General features: G+C 61.8%; 16 protein-coding genes. 6 read left to right on the forward strand and 10 right to left on the reverse strand.

Going from position 1 to position 20,411, the window contains the following annotated elements; translation table 11 throughout:
* The 6 genes from tssG to tssB form a co-directional block, all read right to left on the reverse strand.
* Entirely contained in the window at positions 1-1,026 is a 1,026-nt protein-coding gene (gene tssG / locus AC07ZE_RS13280; protein WP_207265210.1) for a type VI secretion system baseplate subunit TssG, read from the reverse strand.
* Positions 990-2,783, reverse strand: a complete 1,794-nt coding sequence (tssF, locus tag AC07ZE_RS13285; protein WP_207265211.1) for a type VI secretion system baseplate subunit TssF — start codon at positions 2,781-2,783, stop codon at positions 990-992. The genes tssG and tssF overlap by 37 nt, the downstream gene beginning before the upstream one ends.
* The gene (gene tssE, locus AC07ZE_RS13290; RefSeq protein ID WP_207265212.1) at positions 2,767-3,210 is read right to left on the reverse strand and encodes a type VI secretion system baseplate subunit TssE; all 444 of its coding nucleotides are present in this window, start codon (positions 3,208-3,210) and stop codon (positions 2,767-2,769) included. Before tssE ends, tssF begins: the two co-directional genes overlap by 17 nt.
* 15 nt (positions 3,211-3,225) lie before the next feature.
* Positions 3,226-3,723, reverse strand: coding sequence for an Hcp family type VI secretion system effector (locus tag AC07ZE_RS13295; protein WP_207265213.1), 498 nt, complete (start codon positions 3,721-3,723; stop codon positions 3,226-3,228).
* A 75-nt stretch (positions 3,724-3,798) separates the two neighbouring features.
* Positions 3,799-5,280 (reverse strand): type VI secretion system contractile sheath large subunit, encoded by a 1,482-nt coding sequence (gene tssC / locus AC07ZE_RS13300; RefSeq protein ID WP_095194989.1) that lies wholly within the window; start codon positions 5,278-5,280, stop codon positions 3,799-3,801.
* A gap of 28 nt (positions 5,281-5,308) precedes the next feature.
* Positions 5,309-5,857: a type VI secretion system contractile sheath small subunit gene (tssB, locus tag AC07ZE_RS13305; RefSeq protein ID WP_207265214.1), complete on the reverse strand. Its 549-nt coding sequence runs from the start codon at positions 5,855-5,857 to the stop codon at positions 5,309-5,311.
* A gap of 227 nt (positions 5,858-6,084) precedes the next feature.
* Here tssB and AC07ZE_RS13310 point away from each other — a divergent pair, with 227 nt between their 5' ends.
* The 5 genes from AC07ZE_RS13310 to tssA are packed head-to-tail and all read left to right on the forward strand — an operon-like array spanning position 6,085 to position 13,591.
* The gene (locus tag AC07ZE_RS13310; RefSeq protein ID WP_207265215.1) at positions 6,085-6,537 is read left to right on the forward strand and encodes a type VI secretion protein; all 453 of its coding nucleotides are present in this window, start codon (positions 6,085-6,087) and stop codon (positions 6,535-6,537) included.
* Between the two features lie 51 nt (positions 6,538-6,588).
* The gene (gene tssK / locus AC07ZE_RS13315) at positions 6,589-7,920 is read left to right on the forward strand and encodes a type VI secretion system baseplate subunit TssK (protein WP_207265216.1); all 1,332 of its coding nucleotides are present in this window, start codon (positions 6,589-6,591) and stop codon (positions 7,918-7,920) included.
* An 18-nt stretch (positions 7,921-7,938) separates the two neighbouring features.
* Positions 7,939-8,697 carry a DotU family type IV/VI secretion system protein gene (locus tag AC07ZE_RS13320; protein ID WP_207265217.1) on the forward strand — a complete coding sequence of 253 codons (759 nt, stop codon included), beginning with the start codon at positions 7,939-7,941 and terminating at the stop codon, positions 8,695-8,697.
* A complete protein-coding gene (locus AC07ZE_RS13325; protein WP_207265218.1) occupies positions 8,694-12,506 on the forward strand; it encodes a type VI secretion system protein in 3,813 nt (1,270 codons plus the stop codon). Before AC07ZE_RS13320 ends, AC07ZE_RS13325 begins: the two co-directional genes overlap by 4 nt.
* Positions 12,503-13,591, forward strand: coding sequence for a type VI secretion system protein TssA (gene tssA, locus AC07ZE_RS13330; protein ID WP_207265219.1), 1,089 nt, complete (start codon positions 12,503-12,505; stop codon positions 13,589-13,591). The genes AC07ZE_RS13325 and tssA overlap by 4 nt, the downstream gene beginning before the upstream one ends.
* Here tssA and AC07ZE_RS13335 read toward each other — a convergent pair.
* The 3 genes from AC07ZE_RS13335 to AC07ZE_RS13345 all read right to left on the reverse strand — a co-directional run bounded on the left by AC07ZE_RS13335 (position 13,588) and on the right by AC07ZE_RS13345 (position 15,724).
* Positions 13,588-14,556, reverse strand: coding sequence for a 2-hydroxyacid dehydrogenase (locus AC07ZE_RS13335; protein WP_207265220.1), 969 nt, complete (start codon positions 14,554-14,556; stop codon positions 13,588-13,590). The genes tssA and AC07ZE_RS13335 overlap by 4 nt on opposite strands.
* Before the next feature lie 163 nt (positions 14,557-14,719).
* Positions 14,720-15,310 (reverse strand): TetR/AcrR family transcriptional regulator, encoded by a 591-nt coding sequence (locus tag AC07ZE_RS13340; protein ID WP_207265221.1) that lies wholly within the window; start codon positions 15,308-15,310, stop codon positions 14,720-14,722.
* Positions 15,311-15,340: 30 nt separating this feature from the next.
* Positions 15,341-15,724, reverse strand: a complete 384-nt coding sequence (locus AC07ZE_RS13345; RefSeq protein ID WP_207265222.1) for a tautomerase family protein — start codon at positions 15,722-15,724, stop codon at positions 15,341-15,343.
* Positions 15,725-16,102: 378 nt separating this feature from the next.
* Between AC07ZE_RS13345 and AC07ZE_RS13350 the strand changes: the two genes are divergently transcribed.
* Positions 16,103-17,383 (forward strand): serine/threonine transporter, encoded by a 1,281-nt coding sequence (locus tag AC07ZE_RS13350; RefSeq protein WP_095194979.1) that lies wholly within the window; start codon positions 16,103-16,105, stop codon positions 17,381-17,383.
* 200 nt (positions 17,384-17,583) lie between these two features.
* On the opposite strand, the gene acnB is transcribed toward AC07ZE_RS13350, so the two are convergent.
* Positions 17,584-20,184: a bifunctional aconitate hydratase 2/2-methylisocitrate dehydratase gene (acnB, locus tag AC07ZE_RS13355; protein WP_207267810.1), complete on the reverse strand. Its 2,601-nt coding sequence runs from the start codon at positions 20,182-20,184 to the stop codon at positions 17,584-17,586.
* Positions 20,185-20,411: the final 227 nt, after the last annotated feature.

Here is a 20,411-nt window from a genome sequence, read left to right on the forward strand (position 1 = left end):
TCAGGTGATCTCCAGCTGACGAAGGCGGGTTTCGATGCGTTGCACGGCGAGGCTGCTCTGGCGATGCAAACCGCCGTTCCAGCCGAGTAGGGGCGCCGCGTCGCGACCAAGTTTCAGAGGTCCGGCACCGCGCACCAGCAACACCAGAGTGATGTCCAGGTCGGGACCGAAATACAGGGCGCTGAGGCTGGCCAATGGCGGGTGGGCTTCACCGTTGGGCAGAAAGCGTGCCGCTTGCGCCGGGCTCAGCGGGCCGAGGGTGAGGCGGATCCCGGCGTGTTCATCCCACACCCGCGTGCCGGCCACGGCGCTGCGTCCCAGCTGCAGGTTGCGGCCACCCGGTTGCAGTCGGCTGCGGCTGGCCGGTGGGATTTCGCGCCAGGCCCCCTCATAGGCACTGAGTTGCACCGGCAATTCAAACTGCTCGCGCACGATGGCGGCAAAACCGGCCAGTGAACGACGGCCATCGGCGTACAAGGCACTGCACGCCAGGACGGCGCTGTCGGCGATCGCCTGGCGCTCCTGCAAGGCCTTGGGCAGCAAACCGGTCAGCGCTCGCAACTGCGCGTGTACCGGGGAGGCGCCGGGCGAGGTGAAACCCACGGCAATCCGGTGTTTGCGCATCACTTTGTACAGCAGGCTCAACAGCCGGTGCTGGAACAGATCGAGAAACTCGGCGGGTGCGTGATCCCTGGCCTTGGCCCGCTGCTGCAACCATTCCTGATAAGCGTAGGGCAGGGGGCCGTCGGGTCCGCCGAGACCAAACACCGGGGTGCTCAGAACCGGGTGTTCGCCGGGCCTTTCACTCAGGCTTTCGACCTGGCTGGCGGCAAACAAGGGGGTCAATGGCCCACGCAAGCGCAAGGCTTCGGCCTGGGGGGCGCTGCTGCTGCCCAGCGTTGCGGCTTGCGGGTGTTCGCGCTCCAGCAGTAACAATGCCTGCAATAACTCGAACGCCTGCGGATCGCGGCGCAAGCGTTGGCTCAGGCTCAGAGGGACAGGGGCATGCCGGCTTGGGGTTGCCATGCCTTGACCTCCTTGTCGGACTGCACCAGCACCGTGCGCACGAACCGGTTGGCCGTGGCATACAGGGAAAAGAACTGCGCCAGCACCGCCGAAAACAGCACGGCGCTGCTGCCGACGAAATGCTGCGGGTCGAGTTGCAGGCGCACTTCCAATCCATTGCGCCACCCACGCCAGGCGTCTTCGCCGATATGGGCGATCACCCGCTCGCAACCCAGGCCCAGCAGGCCCTGAATCTGGCGTAAGGCCGAGGCCTCATCGCGCAGGTTGTGCAACTGCAGGATTTCCTTGAGGGCGTCCAGCGCCTGCGGACCTTCGACCAGCGATAAATGATTGAGGGTCAATTGCGACACCAGCCGCCAGCGCGACTCACCGTCCAGTTGCGGCAGGCTCTGGGCACTGGGCGGATTGCGCAACCGTGCCCAGGCCACCGGTCCCGGCCGTTCGAAACCCAAGGGGGTACCGGCCGGCAGGCTTTGCGCCAGGTGTCGGTTGGTGCAGAGCAGGTCGGCGGTAAGGCTGTAGTCAAACAGATCAGTGAGCGGATTGAGTCGCGCGTCTACCAGGCTCACCAGCAAATCACTGCCCAGGCGATTGGGGGTCAATGCGTTGACCCGGCGCGCATGCCAATAGCGCTGACGCTCACCGCCACCGTGCTGGTTGCCGTAATAGGCGGGGACGCGCTGCACGCCTTGGGCGGAGCTGGCGCGCAAGGTGCGGACACTGTGGATTTCGACGCTGTTTTCGCGGTGACTGTCAGCGATCAATCGGTATTCGCTGCGGGTGCCGTCCGGGCGCAGCGGTTCCGAGGTGCGCGGGAACAGGTTGATGACCGGGGCGCAACCCAGGGCTATGTCGCTGGCCTGAAGCGGCAGGCGGCTGGCCGGGGCACGATCGAAGGCGATGTACAGGAACAGCGTCTGATCGGTGCTGGTGGCACCGGCCAGCGGCAGGTCGAAGAAATTGAATTTCTCCGGGAACGCAAAATACTCAGCCAGCAGGCGCATGCCGGGATGCACGCCGTCTTCGTCCGGCAGCAGCACTTCCTCACTGGCGAAACCGACGATTTTCGGTAGTCCATGCAAGGCCTTCGGAACGCTCCCCGGTGGCCCCGCGAGGACGCTGACCGCATGGGCGCCGAGCAGGTCATAGAGGCAGGCATTGGTCACCGGTGATGCAGCCAGGTGCACCCGCAACTGTTCGATACCGAGATCTTCCCAGCGGGTTTCCCCCAGGCAGCGCAGGCTCAGACGCAGTGCCGAACGGGCCTGCATCACGCCGGTCAGTGCCTGGGCTTCATCGCTGCCCAGCAGCAGTGCTTCGGTGATTTCCACCGGCCACAACCGCACTGCCGCACTGGTACGAAAGTGAATGCTTTCGCCTTTGCTGGTGGTGACGAACAACGGTGTGTCCCGGGGTAACGGATAACCCTCATCGAGCTTGCCTTTGCTCGGATCGGGTTCGAACTGCACGATTGCGCAGGACGGCAGCGGACGCATGGCCAATGGGTAGAGTTGTTCCAGCAGGGCGTCGCTGAACTCGGCGTAATCGTCATCGAGCCGCCGTTGCAAGCGCGCCGCTAACAGTGCGAAGCCTTCGAGCAAGCGTTCGACATGCGGGTCGGGGCACTCGTCCGGCGACAGTTCCAGGCGCCGGGCGACCTTGGGGTAGCGCTCGGCGAACTGGCTCCCGGCGTGTCGCAGCCAGGTCAGTTCGCGCTGGTAATAGTCGAGCAGTTGCGGGTCAATCGAGTCGCTCATGGCGCACCTCCAGACCCTCGCCGGTCTGTTCGATGACAAACGCCACCGGCCAGCGTTGGCGGCCGCTGCGCAATTGACCGAGCAGGCGAATGCTCAGTTGTTGTGGCTGCCCCGGCAACGGATTGACCTGAACATCGCTCAGCAGCAGGCGCGGTTCGAAATGCTCGATGGCCGCGCGGACTTCCCGCGTCAACTGACGCCGATCATCGCTGCGCTGCTGTTGCAAGGCGGTCCAGTCAGCGATGCCGTAGTCGAGGATGCTGGGCGCAGAGGTCAGCGCCCGGGGGCCACGACGGGTGTTCAACAGGCGCACCAACTCCCTGTGCACCGAGTCGAGCAGGTCCTGGCGATAGAATACCTGCGCGGTATCCGTCTCGCTTGAGGCCAGGCGCTCGAACAGCGGGGGCAGAATGCCGGTGCCTGACATGGCCGCCGCGCCCGCTTACTTGACCAACTTGTTGGCGGCCATATCCCAGGTCGAGGCGGCCGTGCCTTCTTTGGTGCCGTCGTCTTTTTGCGCTGTGAGTTCCCACTTGATCTTGGTGAAGTTCAGCGACAGGGTTTCCACCGGTTTGCCTCCGGTGCCGCCGCTGACACTGACATTGGACAGCACCACATTGGTCAGGGTGTAGATGATAAATGGCATCAGCTGACCGCTGCCTTCGGCGGCGTTGCGACCAACGGTGATCTTGGCTTCCGGGATCGGTTTGCCGGCGCAGCAGTATTCGTTGAGGGAAGGGGTCGAACTGTCGACGAATTTGGTCAGGGTGAACTCTCCGATGTGCGGCTTGCCGGAGGTACGCTCCGAGTTGCTGACGTCGTTGGTCACTTGCATCGCCACGTTGTGGCTGTAGGACATGACTTCGATCTTGTCCGTGTAGCCCTCAAGCAGGCTGTCGCCTTTGATGTCACCGCCGAGGTCGAGAATGATTGCATCCATCGCATAAAACTCCAGAAGGTTATCGCGCTAGATAAAGGAGAGCCCCGCCGGAGTATCCGGCGGGAGCATGGTGGGTCAGGCAGCGACCGGTGGCGGCAACGTGGCGACCAGGCGGATCGACGCGGTCAGCTCTTCCAGCTGGAAGTGCGGTCGCAGGAACACCGTGGCCCGATAGGCGCCAGGCTTGCCGGCCACCTCGGTGACGTCTACCCGGGCTTCGCGCAACGGGTACTGCGCCTTGATCTCTTGCGGCGCGTTGTCGTTGATCAGCACGTAGTCGGCGATCCAGTTGTTGAGGTAGGTCTGGACGTTGTCGCGGGTCATGAAACTGCCGACCTTGTCGCGCATGATTACCTTCAGGTAATGGGCGAAGCGCGACGCGGCGAGCACGTAGGGCAACATCGCCGAGATCCGTGCGTTGGCATTGGCCTCGTTGGTGTTGTAGACCTTGGACTTGTTGGTGGTCTGGCCGCCGAAGAACACGGCGATGTCGCTGTTTTTCTTGTGGCACAGGGCGATGAAACCGAGGTCGTTGAGCTCCTTTTCCCGGCGGTCGGTGATGGCCACTTCGGTCGGGCACTTGAGCGACAGGTCGCCTGAACTGGTGCGGAAGGTATGCGCCGGCAAGCCTTCCACTGCGCCACCGCCTTCGGCGCCACGAATCGCCGCGCACCAACCGTATTTGGCGAAGGCTTCGGTGATTCGCTGCGACAGGGCCCAGGCAGCGTTGCCCCACAGGTATTTGCTGTGATCGGTGCCGTTGACGTCTTCAACGTAGTTGATGCCTTCCACCGGCGAGGTTTCCGGGCCATATGGCAGACGCAGGAGAAAGTGCGGCAGCACCAGCGACACGTAGCGCGAATCCTCGCTCTCGCGGAACGAGCGCCACTTGATCAACTCCTGGCTTTCGAAGACTTTCGACAGATCCCGCGGCACGGCCAGTTCGGTGAAGCTGTTCATGTCAAACAGTCTCGGGCTGGCGGCGGCAATGAACGGGGCGTGGGCAGCGGCGGCGACGTTCGACAGTTTTTCCAGCAAGCCGATGTCCTGGGGATGCCGGCCGAAGGTGTAGTCACCCACCAGCAGGCTGAACGGGTGGCCGCCGAAGGTGCCGTATTCCTCTTCGTAGATCTTCTTGAATAACGCGCTCTGGTCGAATTCGACGGCTTTTTCCAGGTCGTTCTGCAGCTCTTTCTGCGTGACATTGAGCAAACGCAGTTTCAGTCGTGAACTGGTTTCGGTGTTCTGCACCAACAGGTGCAGGCCGCGCCAGGAGGCTTCGAGCTTCTGCAGGTCCGGATGATGCAGCACTTCGTTGAGCTGGGCGCTGATCAGTTCGTCGATCTGGCTGATGCGGTCGTTGATCATCGCCACGGTGTCCTTGTCGATGGCCATGCCTTCGTCGAGCACCTGGGTGGCGAACTCCGCGAGCATGTCGCGGGCGTAATCCTGCTGGCTGTCGTCATGGGCCATGCGGCCCTCGGCGATGATGCGGTCGAGCAGGGATAAAGTCTGGGTCGTACTGTCGCTGGCTTGGCTTGAGGCGGTGGCGGGCATGACGGAGTCTCCCTGAATGAGTGAGCGATCAGGCTTGCGGTTCGGCCGCGGTTTGGGCGTCGGTGTCGCCAGCGGGTGCGGCGGTGTCCGGGCGGGCCGATTTGATTTCCTGCAGGCCCTCGGTATTGGCGATGACGTCGCGCAACAGCTTGTCCAGATCATCGTTGCCGTCGAGTTTGGTCAGCAGGTCGCGCAGACGCTGGCGGGCTTCGAACAGCCGCCGCAGCGGGGTCACTTGCTCGACCACCTTGACCGGGTCGAAGTCGTCGATGTGCTTGAAGTTCAGCTCGATGTTGAGCTTGCTGTCGTCGCCGCTGAGGGTGTTGTTGACCTGCAAGGTGGCGCGCGGAGTTATCGAGGCGAGCACTTCGTTGAAGTTGTCGCGGTCGATTTCGGTGAAGCGCCGCTCACTCAGTTTGGGCAGGGGCTCAAGGGGTTTTCCGGAGAGATCGGCAAGAATACCCACCACCAGCGGCAACTCCTTTTTTTCGATGGCGTCGCCGATTTCTACGTCGTAAGTGATTTGCACTCTGGGCGGGCGAACCCGGTCGAGTTTGTGCTGAGTACTTTCTGCCATGGTGGCTGACTCCGATGCATGAGGCGGGCGCAATGCATCGGGGTGGCCCGCTCATCGCTTTCCCTTGCTGGACCTTAGGTTAGAAAGGGTGGCAGATGGACCTGTCGTTCCTTTGACAAACCTTCCACATTCGGCAGGGGCGCCGAACTACCCAAGACGCTAGAACAGGTCTATAAAAATGCAAGCGAAAACAAATTCGGACTGACCAGCGAAAAGGAAAATTCATTTTGTTTGCACGAGTGTTTGTCGCGATCTTGTTCTTGAGTCTCTGCGGGTGCTCGCTGTTCGGGCCACGGGTCGACCTCGACAGCCTGACCCTGGATGTCGCGCCACGGGCCAACGACAACACACCGATCGCCGTGGACTTCATCGCGGTCAACGATCCTGACCTGCTCAAGCAATTATCCGGCATCACGGCCCGGCAATGGTTCGCCGAGCGCGAGCAGTTCCAGCGCGACTATCGTCAACTGATCTCGGTGTGGGGGCTGGAGTTGGTGCCAGGCCAGTTCCTCGATCGTCAACCCTTTCCCCTGGGGGGCAAGCGGGCGGCTGGACTTTTGGTCTTCGCCAGCTATAACACTCCCGGAGCGCACCGGTTGCGCCTGGATGATCAGAGCGACGCCTGGCTCAAGTTCGACAGTCGCGAGATGAACCTGGTCAGCAATCGTCCCTCGCAGTAACAGCGCCAGCCGCCGGTGTGGGCGGTACCCAAGGACGTCGAAGGGAATCGTATGAGTCTGCTACCTGACGCGGTTTGCTGGCATGAAGGCATGCAATTGCTGCCTCAGCATTTTCAGTTGCAAGGGTTGCGGGCCGAGGCGCTGGTGGCGCATCTGGCGCAAGCCTGCAATCCGTGGTTCTGGGGCGTGAGCCGGGTCGAGTTCGATCCTTCAGCCTTGAGCGGCGGGCGGGTGCGAGTGCTGCAGCTTCAGGCCACCTTGCCCGACGGCTTGCCGGTCAACATTCAAGCCGGCGTGGGGCCGATGCTGGAGCTGGATGTCGGCGAGGCGATCAACGCCACCGACGATGCCACGGTCACGGTCTACCTGGCGATCAGCCCGTTGTGGCGTGCCGGTCAGTTGCTGCCGCTCAAGGGGCGCCTGCAATCGGTGGTTGGGGAGGCATTGCCGGATCTGACCAGCGGCGAATACCCGGAGTCGATCACCGTCTGGCGGCCCAATCCACGGCTGTGCACGCAATTGAACAAGGCGGATTCGATCTGTCTGCCGTTGCTGAAAATCCGCAAGGAAGGTGGCGGCTTCCACGCGTTGCCTTACACGCCACCCACGCCTTGCCTGTTGCCCGAGTCGGTGCTCGGTCGGCGAGTGGCCGGGTTGTGTGCCCGGGCGCGGGAAAAGTGCATGTTCCTCGCCGGGCGTCTGCGTCAGGCGCAGCAGGCCGGCAATCAGGACGATGCGCTGGAGATTCGCCGACAACTGACTGCGCTCTGGGCACGCCTGCCGGAGGTCGAAGGCACGCTGAACAATCGCCTGGCGACGCCACAAGGACTGTACGGTCAACTGCTCGGAATGGCCGGTGCCTGGGCGGCCCTCGATCCGCTGGCCGGGGTGCCGGCGTTTGCGCCTCTGGATTTTCTCGAGCTGCAACGCGGCTACGAGCAGGTACTCGATTGGCTGGAGAAGACCCTGGAGCTGATCCGCGCTGGCTATCGCAGTCTGAACTTCGACCGCAGCGAGCAGATGTTTACGATTCAACTGCCCGACGATCAACCGAGTCAACGACTGGTCATCGGTCTGCGCATGCCCAACGGCGCCAGCGAACAGGCCGCCAGCGAATGGCTGCGTGGGGCGATCATTGCCTCGGCGCCGCACATTGCACTGCTCGGCCGCCAGCGCATGAGTGGCTTGGCGCATCAGGCCATGAGTCGCAACGAGCAGGTGGCCTATAGCGTCGGCGACGACACTCGGTTGTTCGTGGTGACGGCCGAAGGTTCGTGGTTCGACGGGCAGCTGCCACTGGTGATTGCGGCACCAGCCTCCAAGCCGGCCAGCAGTCCGTGGCAAGTGGTGCTGTTTGTCGCTCAGGCCAACGAAGAGGCGTGATCAGGGAAGGGGTGTGGCATGTCGCAAGTCAGCGCAAAGGGCACACGAGGTCTTCAGGATGCACCGTTGAGCAGCGCTTTTCGCGATGCCTGGCAGCAATGGTTCCAGGCCTGGAATGAGTTGCCCAAGGACAGTGAAGACGATTCCCTGGTGGAGGCGGTCGTCGAACTGTCGACCCAGGCCTCCCAGCGTCTGTGGCGTACAGCGTTTGCCCGGGTCGGTGATGCCGCCACCGATCACGTCAAGGCGCTGGTCTACGCTTTTGTGGCGCTGATCGATGAAACGTTGTTGTTCACGCCGTGGCCGGGGCAAGCGGCCTGGCAGGAAAAGCCCCTGGAATCGCGGCTCTACGCCAGTCGCCAGGCGGGTGAGCAGTTGCCGCTGGCGATCAAGGTATTGCTGGACGAACAGGTTCCCACCACCCGCGATTTGGCCAATGTCTATCTGCAATGCCTGATACTCGGATTCCAGGGTCGCCTGCGCGGCGAGCAAAGTCAGGTGCAGCATGAAAAATGGCGGCTGGCGTTGTACACCTTCGCCTGGCAACACGAGGCCGGTTACGACGATGTCAGCGCCAGGCTGCAACAGCCGGCGCTCGTTGCGCCGGTGCAGTTGCCGGTGCGCCAGTCATTGCCCGATGGCGTGCGTCTGGGATTGGGCATCCTCGGGATAGTGATATTGCTGACCGGTATGGGGCAGTTGTTCTGGCGCGATATCAGCCAGGAACTCGAACCGGTATTGCAGCTGTCCGACGTGGCCGCGGAGCAAGGCGAATGAGTCCCTTGGCGATCGTCGCGTTGATCGTCGTGGCGCTGTTGTTGCTGGCGGTTTTGCTGTTGGCACTGTGGTGGTGGCGCACCCAGAGCGGCGCGGCGATCCGCAGTTTCTACATGGCCGTGCGTGCCATGGAGCAGGAACAGGGCATTCAGGATCGCTATCAGATGCCTTGGCTGCTGATGCTCGGCAATGAAACCCAGGGCTCGCAGTTGTGCCGCCGGTGGCAGCTGCAACCCACGGATAAACCCGCGTGGTTTGGACGCTGGTGGTCCGATTCCGATGGCGCGGTGCTGGTCGTTCCCCAGGCGCTGTTTTTGCCGGATGAAGCGATTAAACGGCAACGCGGTGGCTGGTGGCGGCTGCTGGGCTTGATCTTGCGCCTGCGCAGCAAGCGGCCGCTGGACGGCGTGATCTGGACCGTGCCGGCCAGTCGTTTGAGCAACGTGGAACAGGCCGCCAGCCTGGGGCTCGAAGCACGTCGGCGGTTTATCGACCTGCTGCAACGGTTCGGGCTGAGCTTGCCGGTGTATGTGGTGGTGACCGGCCTGGAGGAGCTGCCGGGGTTTCAGGAGCTGATCTCGGCCCTGCCGCCAGAGGCCCGAGAGCGCACGCTGGGATGGTCTTCGCCGTTTGGTCCGGACGCGGCCTGGCAATCGCAGAACACTGATAATGCGCTGGATCAAGTGTACCGGGCACTGTCGGAGTCAATCATCGAGATCGGTGCCTTGTCCGGCCAGCTGAGCAGTGACCTGTACGCTTTGCCGGAGCGTTTCGAAACCTTGCGCCGCCCCTTGCAAACCCTTCTGGAACCAGTGTTCCAGGGTAACTCTCAAGGCGAGGCGCCACGCTTTCGCGGCATTTACTTCACCGCGAACGAGCCGGCGGATGCAGCCCCCGATAGCTTTTCAGCCGACGACAGCGACTTGCAACAGAACGCGTTTGTCCGACAGTTATGGCGTCAGCGAGTGGTGGCCGAGCGCGGCCTGGCGCAGGTGGTGCCGCGCCTTTTGCGCCTGCGCCAACGCTGGCAGCGTCTGGCCGTCACGCTGTCGTTGGTGGTGGGTGTGATCTGGGCAGGATGCATGGTGTGGGTCTGGCAGCAGTCGGTAAAAGACGCCCATGAGCTGGCGCGCCACCTGCAGGCGGCGCAGAAAAACTTCGTGGTGGTCACTGACGAAAATCACTGGCTGGAGCCGACGCGGCGCAATGTCCAGAGTTTCTGGCGGGTGCTGGAAAAAGCGCCGCGCTGGACATTCACCTCCCTGGCATACCCCACGTCCTGGTTCTCCTCGCTGGATGAACGACTGGAGAGCGAACTGCGTGAGACGTCTCGGCGTCATTTGTTGCTTCCGCTGCAGGCGCTGCTGACGTCCGAGATGAACCAACTCAAATCCATCCGTAACACCGAACGCCGTGGCAATGTGGAAAGCGAGGACCCGGCCCAGTGGCAGAACTACGTCAAGGCCACCGAGCTGGTGTCGCTGGCGGTCAGCCTTGAGCAACAGAACCAGTGGTTCAGCCAGGCCCTGAACAGCCCCAAGGCGCCACTTGAAGATCTGGTGCAGCTGAGCAACAACGCACTGTCGCTGAACCTCAATGCCGGCACGCTGCGGCACGCCAATTACTACAACCGCTTGTTGTTCGATACCGATTTCAAGGCCCTGGACCTGAACACGGACCGGGCGTTGATCGAAGAAAACTTCTCCGGGCTCATGGAGCGCTGGCTGGATCAATATTTCCTGGCCGACAACTTCGTGCGCCAGGCCGGCTACCTCAAGTTGCACCTGGAACAATTGGAAGTCGGCAGTGGCAACTCCCTGACCGAACTGGAAGATTTGCGTGGGCGGGTGGATGACCTGCAAGCGCAGATCGGCTTGACCAATTCGGCGTGGGGGCGGGGCAAGGGGCAGGACCTGGTACCGGGTTATCGGGACATGATGAACAAGGTGCGCCAGAGTGCCTTGCTCGGGCCGCAGGTGGAACAACGCCTGGAGCTGCAAGCGTCGACCTTGCAACAGCGTTTCCGTGACCAATGGATCGCACAGTTGGGGGCGCGGGGCAATCTGCTGGCGCAGCAGGGCGGTGGGCAACTGGTGTTACAGGAACATGTGGTGCAACTGGATAACGCGGTGCAGGCGCTGTTCAAGCGTGACTTCGTTTCCCTGGCGATGCACTCGGATCAGTCGGATGACGTGGCCATGCAGGGTGAAAACGTCGATGGCGATGACCTCAACGCGGCACTGAATTATTTTGCCAGCTACAAGCACTATGTCGCCGAAGAGTTGCCACGTATCCCGGCGGATTATCGCGGCGCCCTGATGCAGGCTGCCGAAGGCGCGGTGGCCAAGGCCATGTGGCAAAGCATCAAGAATCACAATGACCAGACTCATGCCTATGGCGTATTCAATGTGCAGGCCCCCCAGGCGATCGCGCTGCAAAAAGCCTTTGTCGAAGTGCGCCGCAGCGACCTCGCGACCCGTTTGCAAAGCGCCCTGAACCGCCGTGCCATGGCGCAGATTACCGATGGCCTGAATGAAGTGGTGGCGCAGCCGCTGTTCGGCGGGCGCGCGCAAATCAGTCAGTGGGACGGCTCGAAAAACCTGGGCTTGCAACTGTTTGGCGCCAGCGATGTGCAGGAACTGAAACTGACCCTCAAGCAGCAGTTCAACACCATGCTCGGCATCACCGAACGCCGCACCTCGGCGCTGGAGTGGCTCAAGACACAGCAACAGAACCTGCCGGCGCTGGATTACGAACGCGTGACGCAGTTCAGCGCGCTTAATGAAGAGCTGCTCAAGTACAAGGATCAGAACCCGGCCAGCTCGCCGGCGCAGATCGAGCAATTGGTCAGCCGCGATTTCATTGACATGGACACCGGGTCCTGCGGCCAGATCCTGCAAACCGCCAACCTGTCCGGCGGGCGCGGTACTCTGGCGATGCGTGCACTTGATCTGCAGCAAAGCGCCATGCAGCGCTGCCAGTGGCTGCAACAGCAGCAGGCTTCAGCCGCCTGGAATGACCTGGCCAATTACTTCAATCAGTACTTGGCGGATCGCTTCCCTTTTGCCAATGGCTTGCAGGTCGCGGATGCCGACCCGGCGCGGGTGCAGCATTTGCTGGAGTTGATCGACAAGCGGCTGCCGGTGGCCCAGGCCGGCTTGCAACTGAACCAGACCCCCGAACGACTGGCCGCCGAGGATTTTCTCAACCGCCTGAAACAGGCCGGCACCTGGTTGGGGCCGATGTTCATTCGGGACAAGAGCGGCATCCTCGGGGTTGAAATGGATGTGCGCTGGCGTACCGATCGTGACGAAGAACGGGGTGCCGATCAGGTGATTGCCTGGAGCCTGATCGCCGGCAACCAGCAGGTCAGCTACCCCGGTGAACCGCAACCGAACCTGCGCTGGATGGTCGGACAGCCGATCCGCCTGACCTTGCGTTGGGCACGCAATGGTTCCGAGCGCCCGGCCAATGATCCGTTGCAACCGACCCTGGTCGTGCGCGACCTGGAGGCCGCGTGGGAGTACAGCGGTCCCTGGTCGTTGTTGCGCCTGATGCGCTCGCACTTTTCCGTTCAGCGCCAGCCTGACGTGGACTACACGGAGTTCCCGCTGAGCTTGCGCCTGCCGGTCACGGCACAACCCAATGTAACCTCCGGGCAAACCCTGATGTTTGTGCGCCTGTCGCTGATGAGCCAAGGTTCGAAGTTGCCCTTGTCGATTCAACCACCGCCGACCCGGGCTCCGCGTTCGCCGTTTGCGTTCACGGGGACAACCGCCGTCAATTCGCTGCACGAGGAGGGCTTGTGAACCTGCCATCAACGTCACCGTCGCAACGGATCAGCCAACTGCTGGACCCGATCAGCGCCGAGGCTCCCTGTGGGCAGGATCTGCGCTACGAGCGTGAATTCGATCTGTTGCGTGAAATGCGCCGCGAGGACGACACCAGCCTGCCCACCGGAGTATGGCAATCGTCGATCAAACGGGCGCAATGGACTGAAGTGGAAGCGCTGGCGACGAGCCTGTTGCGCGAGCGGAGCAAGGACCTGATGCTCAGCGCCTGGCTGGGTGAAGCCTGGTTGCATCAGTCCGGGCTTGAGGGATTGCCTGACAGTCTGGCGCTGGTGGCCGGGCTGTGTGAACGCTATCCGCAACAGCTTCACCCACAGGCCGAGGACGGCGATCAGTCCTGGCGGGTGATCCCTCTGGAATGGCTGGTGCGGCGCTACAGTGAGGTGCTGTTGACCCGGGTGCCACTGTTCGAACCCGGCAACAGCGAATTCGAGTCTTTTTGCCTCGACAGCTGGCGACGCTTGCAGCTGCAACAGGTCCAGGGCAACGACAGCAAGGGTGCAAAGGCTTCGGCGGAAAACGCGCGCAGCGAACGGAAAAGGCTCGTCGAGCAGGTCCGCGCAGCGCCTTTGTCCTCCTGGTTGCGCATGCAAGACCACCTGCAGCTCAGTCTGCAACAACTGCAGCGGCTCCAGGATTGGAGTGATCAGCAACTTGGCAATCAGGGGCCGGGTTTTCGTCCCTTGCAAGACATGATTGAAGCGTTGATGACGCTGGTCCGGGAGTTCATCGCCATGCACCCAAGACAGCCTGCCCCACCTTCCGTCGACGCTGCACCGGCTGCAATGCTGGAACCGCAGCCCGAGTCACCGGCAACGCCAGTACCACAGGTGTTTCGCGAGCCGGCCAGTCGCGAAGACGCTTATCGGCAACTCTTGGTCATTGCCGAGTATCTGTCGCGTACCGAGCCCCACAGCCCCGTGCCGTATCTGATTAAACGAGGCGTGGAGTGGGGCAACAAGCCGTTGAGCGAGTTGCTGGGTGAGTTGATCAGCGCCGACGCCGAGTCCCGCCGGCTCTGGACACTGCTCGGCGTCCTTTAATGGACGTGCACGTTGACGCTTGGCAGTGGTAGCTCGATCGGTGTCAGCACCGGTTGACCGGAGAAAAACGCCACCAGGTTCTTGCCCACCAGCTCCACGGTGCCTTGGGTCGCTTCCGGCGACAGGCCGGCGACGTGGGGTGTGAGGATCACGTTGTTCAGGCATTTCAGCGCGTCCGGCACCTGCGGCTCGGCATCGAAAACGTCCAGCGCGGCACCGGCGATCCGTCGCTGTTCCAGTGCGGTGATCAGGTCGGCGGTGGACACCACGCTGGCCCTGGCAATGTTGACGAGAAAGCCCTTCGGCCCGAGCGCGTCGAGTACCTGGCGGTTGATCAGGTGTTTGGTGCCCAGGCCGCCAGGGGTGGCGACGATCAGGAAGTCCGAGGCGCGTGCCAGTTCGGTGGGGGTCGAGCAGAAGTCGTAGGGCACGTCGCTGCGATGCTGGCGGTTGTGGTAGCACACGCTCATGTCGAAGCCTGCGGCGGCGCGCTTGGCAATGGCCATGCCGACAGCGCCGAGGCCGAGAATGCCCAAGTGTTTGCCGGCGAGGGACGGGCGCATGATTTTTGGCCACTCGCCCCGGCGCACGGCGGCATCGCAGCGCGGCACATCCCGCACCAGTGACAGCAGCAGGGCCATGGCGTGGTCGGCCACGGATGAGGCATTGACGCTGGCGCCATTGGTGACGGTGATGCCCCGGTCGGCGGCCGCTTGCAGGTCAACCATTTCATAGCCGGCGCCGATCACGCAGATGATCTTCAGGTTAGGCAGGGCGGCAATTTCATCGGTATACAGGCCCAGGGGGCCGCGGGTCAGAACGGCATCGATCCGGGCACCGTGGCGGCTGATGGCTTCGGCGCGCTCGGCGGGGGTCGGGGCAAGGATCAGGTGAAAACCCTGATGTTCGAGGATGGGCAGGTATTCATTGATGGTTTCAACCAGTACCAGAACGGTTGCGGGCATGCTTGGCTCCTGTGGGCAGCGGATATCGGCTCGAACGTCGCTTGAGAGTGCTGGCTCCGGGACGTTTTGGCAATGCTGTCTTCGGAGCCGCGTCTCTCAGTGTAGGAGCTGGAGCGGCCTGCGATCGTTTTCTACGACACTGAATATTCAGGTTGGGGAGGGGTCATGGCTTTTGCGCTGTCAGATAGCTGAGCGCAGCCTCGAGGATTTCATCGGACAAGGCCTCGCCCCGGGTGGCCCGGGCCAATGTCAGGGCGCCGACCATCATTGAATACTGCACCAGCGCCTGTTGCCGGTTTTCGCTGGCATCGTCCGAATCCATGAGTTTGCCAAACGAATCGAGCAGTCGGTTCAGCCCCTCCATGAACGGTTCGCGCAGGCCGCTATCGGCGGTTTCATGGCACATGTCGCCGGCAAAGGCCACCACCGGGCAGCTGTCACCGGGGTTGTCGCGGCTGTGGGCGGACAGGTACGGCTCAATCAGCGCGCGGCGCGCAGCGGCTTTGTCGTCGGTGGTGGAGATGCGTTCCCGCCAGCGTGCACCCACTTCTTTGAATACCCGTTCGCTGGCCTCTTTGGCCAAGGCCTCCTTGGACTCGAAGTGACCATAGAAGCCGCCATGGGTCAGGCCGGCCGCGGCCATCACATCGACGACGCTGATCCCATGCAGGCCGCGCTCGCGGAACAGCCGTGTAGCGGCGTCGACAATGGTTTCGCGATTGAGGTCGGCTTGCTTGCGGGAAACTCGGGGCATTGGCGGCTCACAGGTAATGGGGTTGAAAAGTCAGAGGGCGTACTGGGCAATGCCGTTACCGAACGACCAGTTTTCCTTCTTCACTTCCACCAGATTAATGAAAACATCTTCCAGGCGCACCGACAGTTCTGAGTTAAGGCTTTCGGCGATGGTTTTGTAGAGCCGTTTCTTCTGCTCGACGGTACGGCCTTCGCTGAGGGTGATCTGGATGATGACCAGCTTGTCGCTGCGCGGGATGCCCAGGTAGTTCGGATCGAAAATGAAATGATGTTCGTCGTGTTCGGCGAGGATCTGGAAGTTATCGTCCTTGGGCACGCCTATGGTGCTGTGCATGGCGGCGTAGATCAGCTCACCGATGCGTTTGGCGTAGGTGGGATCCTGCTGCTTTTTGATTTCGACGCGAACCAGTGGCATGGAGTGACTCCAGATCGAAGACAGGTTGTTTAAAAATACATGATGATGGACCTTTATCAAGTGCGGATCGTTGTTTGGCGATGAAACGCAGAGGTTGAATATCCTGGAACCCCTGTGGGAGCTAGCCTGCTGGCGAAGACGGCGGCACATCCAATGTTGATGCGACTGACACACTGCTTTCGCGAGCAGGCTCGCTCCCACAGGGTTAATCGTCATTCGCCATATCCCGATTTGGCACCACCGTTCCTCACCTAAGTCTTTGCTTCTGCTCACTAATCCCGGACAATCGCGCCCCTGTTTCGGCCGGGCGCTGCCTGTCGGGTATTCCGACGCGTTCCGGCCGGGTGGCAAGTGACCGGAATGTGGAGATCCCACCGGATGAATGATCAGGCCAATAGCGTTAACGAACGCTATGTAGCAGCGACACCCGCGACCCTTTCGAGCTGGAATCGCCAAGACACCACCTGGATGCTGGGCCTGTTTGGCACGGCGATTGGTGCGGGCACCCTGTTTTTACCGATCAACGCGGGCCTGGGCGGCTTCTGGCCGCTGCTGATCCTGGCGTTGCTGGCGTTCCCGATGACCTTCTACGCACACCGCGGCCTGACCCGCTTCGTGCTGTCCGGTCGTGAAGGCGCCGACATCACCGAAGTGGTGGAAGAGCATTTCGGTCTCAAGGCCGGCGCGCTGATCACCTTGCTGTACTTCTTCGCGATCTTCCCCATCCTGCTGATCTACAGCGTAGCCCTGACTAACACCGTGGGCAGCTTCCTTGAACATCAACTGCACATCATGCCGCCGCCACGCGCGGTGCTGTCGTTCGTGTTGATCCTCGGCCTGCTGGCAGTGGTGCGTTGCGGTGAGCAAGTGATCGTCAAGGCCATGAGCCTGATGGTTTACCCGTTCATCGTCGCCTTGCTGTTCCTGGCGGTGTTCCTGATTCCGCACTGGAACGGCGGCATCCTGACCACGGCCAGCACGCTGCCCGAGCCGTCGGCGTTGCTGCACACCCTGTGGCTGGCGATCCCGGTGATGGTGTTCTCGTTCAACCACTCGCCGATCATCTCGGCGTTCGCGGTGGACCAGAAGCGTCGTTACGGCGACCACGCCGAGCAGCGCAGCTCGCAGATCCTGTCCCGCGCCCACGCCTTGATGGTGGTGATGGTGCTGTTCTTCGTCTTTAGCTGCGTGCTGACCCTGTCGCCGGCACAACTGGCCGAAGCGAAAGCGCAGAACCTGTCGATCCTGTCGTACCTGGCCAACCACTTCAGCAACCCGACCATCGCCTTCGCGGCACCGTTGATTGCATTCGTGGCCATTTCCAAGTCGTTCCTGGGGCACTACATCGGCGCCAGCGAAGGCCTGAAAGGCTTGATCGTCAAAAGCGGCAAACGTCCGGCGGCCAAGACCCTGGACCGCATGACCGCGGCTTTCATGCTGGTGGTGTGCTGGATCGTCGCCACGCTCAACCCGAGCATCCTCGGCATGATCGAAACCCTGGGCGGCCCGGTGATCGCCGCCATTCTGTTCCTGATGCCGATGTATGCCATCCGCAAGGTACCGGCCATGGCGCGCTTCCGTGGTCAGGCGTCGAATGTGTTTGTGGTGGCGGTGGGGCTGGTGGCGATTTCGGCGTTGATCTATTCGCTGAGTGCCTGATAAGTCCTGTGGTCTGTGAGTCCGCTTTCGCGAGCAGGCTCGCTCCCACAAGGGTTGCGCAGTACCTGTGGGAGCGAGCCTGCTCGCGAATGGGGCGCCTCGGTTTCAAGTGAATCGGGGCAGTTGGCCTCTCAATACTCCAGGCATAAAAAAACGCCGCTCATCTCACGATGGGCGGCGTTTTTTATTGCGTTGCAGCGTTAGGCTTGAACGACCGGGATGTTGGCGTTCGCAGCAGCCTCACGGAACTCGGCGATCTGGTCGAAGGACAGGTAGCGGTAGACATCGGCCGCCATGCTGTCGATCTTGCCAGCGTATTCCATGTACTCCTCGACGGTCGGCAGGCGACCCAGGATGGAAGCCACGGACGCCAGCTCGGCCGAAGCCAGGTAGACGTTCGCGCCGTCACCCAGACGGTTCGGGAAGTTACGGGTCGACGTCGACACAACGGTCGAGTTCGGCTCTACACGTGCCTGGTTACCCATGCACAGCGAGCAGCCTGGCATTTCCATGCGGGCGCCAGCCTTGCCGTAGATGCCGTAGTAGCCTTCTTCGGTCAACTGGTGAGCGTCCATCTTGGTCGGCGGCGACAGCCACAGACGGGTTGGCAGCTGACCCTTGACCTGATCCAGCAGTTTACCGGCAGCGCGGAAGTGACCGATGTTGGTCATGCACGAACCAATGAACACTTCGTCGATCTTCTCGCCAGCAACGCTGGAAAGCAGACGGGCGTCGTCCGGGTCGTTCGGCGCGCAGAGCACTGGCTCCTTGACGTCGGCCAGGTCGATCTCGATGACTTCGGCGTATTCGGCGTCCTTGTCCGCTTCCAGCAGCTCAGGGTTGGCCAGCCAGGCTTCCATCGCTTGAGCACGACGTTCCAGGGTGCGGGCATCGCCGTAGCCTTCGCCGATCATCCAGCGCAGCAGGGTGATGTTCGACTTCAGGTATTCGGCGATCGACTCTTTGGACAGCTTGATGGTGCAACCGGCAGCCGAACGTTCGGCCGAGGCATCGGACAGTTCGAAGGCTTGCTCGACGGTCAGGGTTTCCAGACCTTCGATCTCCAGGATGCGGCCGGAGAAGGCGTTCTTCTTGCCTTTCTTCTCGACGGTCAGCAGACCTTTCTGGATCGCGTAGTAAGGGATGGCATGAACCAGGTCACGCAGGGTGACGCCTGGTTGCAGTTTGCCCTTGAAGCGGACCAGGATCGATTCAGGCATGTCCAGCGGCATGACGCCGGTGGCAGCGGCGAACGCGACCAGGCCGGAACCGGCCGGGAACGAGATACCGATCGGGAAACGGGTGTGGGAGTCACCACCGGTGCCGACGGTGTCCGGCAGCAGCATGCGGTTGAGCCACGAGTGGATGATGCCATCGCCCGGACGCAGGGACACGCCGCCACGGGTCATGATGAAGTCAGGCAGGGTGTGGTGGGTGGTCACGTCGATCGGCTTTGGATAGGCCGCGGTGTGGCAGAAGGACTGCATCACCAGATCGGTCGAGAAGCCCAGGCACGCCAGGTCTTTCAGTTCGTCACGGGTCATTGGACCGGTGGTGTCCTGGGAGCCCACGGTGGTCATCTTCGGTTCGCAGTAGGTGCCCGGACGGATGCCGGTCACGCCGCAAGCCTTGCCGACCATTTTCTGCGCCAGGGTGTAGCCCTTGGTGCTTTCAGCCGGTGCTTCAGGCTTCTTGAACAGGTCCGAAGGTGGCAGACCCAGCTCGGCGCGAGCCTTCTCGGTCAGGCCGCGGCCGATGATCAGCGGAATACGGCCGCCGGCGCGAACTTCGTCCAACAGGACCGGAGTCTTCATTTCGAAGGTGGTCAGGACTTCGTCGGTGCCGTGCTTGCAGACTTTGCCGGCATGCGGGTACAGGTCGATCACGTCGCCCATGTGCATGTTGGAGACGTCGAATTCGATTGGCAGTGCGCCGGCATCTTCCATGGTGTTGTAGAAGATTGGAGCGATCTTGCTGCCGAAGCAGAAACCGCCGGCACGCTTGTTCGGCACGTAAGGAACGTCGTCGCCGAAGAACCACAGTACGGAGTTGGTCGCCGATTTACGCGAAGAACCGGTACCGACCACGTCGCCGACGTAGGCGATCGGGAAGCCGGAATTGCGCATTTCTTCGATCTGCTTCATCGGACCGGTGACGCCTTGTGCGTCAGGCACGATGCCGTCGCGAGCCATTTTCAGCATGGCCAGGGCGTGCAGCGGGATGTCCGGGCGGGACCAGGCATCGGGAGCAGGGGACAGGTCGTCGGTGTTGGTCTCGCCAGTCACCTTGAATACGCGCAGGCTGATCTTGTCGGCCAGGGTAGGGCGCTTCACGAACCACTCGCCGTCAGCCCAGGATTGCAGTACGCCTTTGGCGTGAACGTTGCCGTTCTTGGCTTTTTCAGCCACGTCGTGGAAAGCATCGAACATCAGCAGGGTGTGCTTGAGTTCTTCGGCGGCCACTGGCGCCAGTTCGGCGTCGTCCAGCAGGTTCACCAGGGTCACGATGTTGTAGCCGCCCTGCATGGTGCCGAGCAGTTCAACAGCGCGTTTTTTGTCGATCAGGGGGGATTTGGCTTCGCCTTTGGCGATGGCGGACAGGAAGCCGGCCTTTACATAGGCTGCTTCGTCCACTCCAGGTGGAACGCGATTGGTGATCAGGTCAACGAGGAAAGCATCTTCGCCAGCCGGGGGATTTTTCAGCAGCTCGACCAGGCCTGCAGTTTGTTCGGCGTTAAGCGGCTGGGGAACGATACCCAGTGCTGCACGCTCTTCGATATGTTTGCGGTAGGCTTCAAGCACAGTTATTACCCTCATCAGTGGTCCCAAATGGGTGTCCGGGACGCTCATCCCGAAATTGCCGTACTCATGCGCTGCATGGCGTTGTGAGCCACTTAGCCAGAATTACCGACAATTCCTTACAGAAGCTGCTTTCAAAGTTTTACGCCTGCAGAACGGGAGCTGATGAGGGTTGGCGTCGGATTCTTCCCCGCTGGAAAAAACCTTCGCCAACACCGCTCTGAAGGAAC

The sequence above is a fragment of the Pseudomonas sp. GW101-3H06 genome, from assembly GCF_059424605.1.

What these genes read in the sequence shown, in the direction of transcription:
- AC07ZE_RS13325 (WP_207265218.1), top strand. Translation starts at nt 8,694, where the DNA reads ATGAGTCCCTTGGCGATCGTCGCGTTGATCGTCGTGGCGCTGTTGTTG.
- AC07ZE_RS13335 (WP_207265220.1), bottom strand. Translation starts at nt 14,556, where the DNA reads ATGCCCGCAACCGTTCTGGTACTGGTTGAAACCATCAATGAATACCTG.
- tssG (WP_207265210.1), bottom strand. Translation starts at nt 1,026, where the DNA reads ATGGCAACCCCAAGCCGGCATGCCCCTGTCCCTCTGAGCCTGAGCCAA.
- AC07ZE_RS13320 (WP_207265217.1), top strand. Translation starts at nt 7,939, where the DNA reads ATGTCGCAAGTCAGCGCAAAGGGCACACGAGGTCTTCAGGATGCACCG.
- tssB (WP_207265214.1), bottom strand. Translation starts at nt 5,857, where the DNA reads ATGGCAGAAAGTACTCAGCACAAACTCGACCGGGTTCGCCCGCCCAGA.
- tssC (WP_095194989.1), bottom strand. Translation starts at nt 5,280, where the DNA reads ATGCCCGCCACCGCCTCAAGCCAAGCCAGCGACAGTACGACCCAGACT.
- tssK (WP_207265216.1), top strand. Translation starts at nt 6,589, where the DNA reads ATGAGTCTGCTACCTGACGCGGTTTGCTGGCATGAAGGCATGCAATTG.
- AC07ZE_RS13340 (WP_207265221.1), bottom strand. Translation starts at nt 15,310, where the DNA reads ATGCCCCGAGTTTCCCGCAAGCAAGCCGACCTCAATCGCGAAACCATT.
- tssE (WP_207265212.1), bottom strand. Translation starts at nt 3,210, where the DNA reads ATGTCAGGCACCGGCATTCTGCCCCCGCTGTTCGAGCGCCTGGCCTCA.
- AC07ZE_RS13350 (WP_095194979.1), top strand. Translation starts at nt 16,103, where the DNA reads ATGAATGATCAGGCCAATAGCGTTAACGAACGCTATGTAGCAGCGACA.
- AC07ZE_RS13345 (WP_207265222.1), bottom strand. Translation starts at nt 15,724, where the DNA reads ATGCCACTGGTTCGCGTCGAAATCAAAAAGCAGCAGGATCCCACCTAC.
- tssF (WP_207265211.1), bottom strand. Translation starts at nt 2,783, where the DNA reads ATGAGCGACTCGATTGACCCGCAACTGCTCGACTATTACCAGCGCGAA.
- AC07ZE_RS13295 (WP_207265213.1), bottom strand. Translation starts at nt 3,723, where the DNA reads ATGGATGCAATCATTCTCGACCTCGGCGGTGACATCAAAGGCGACAGC.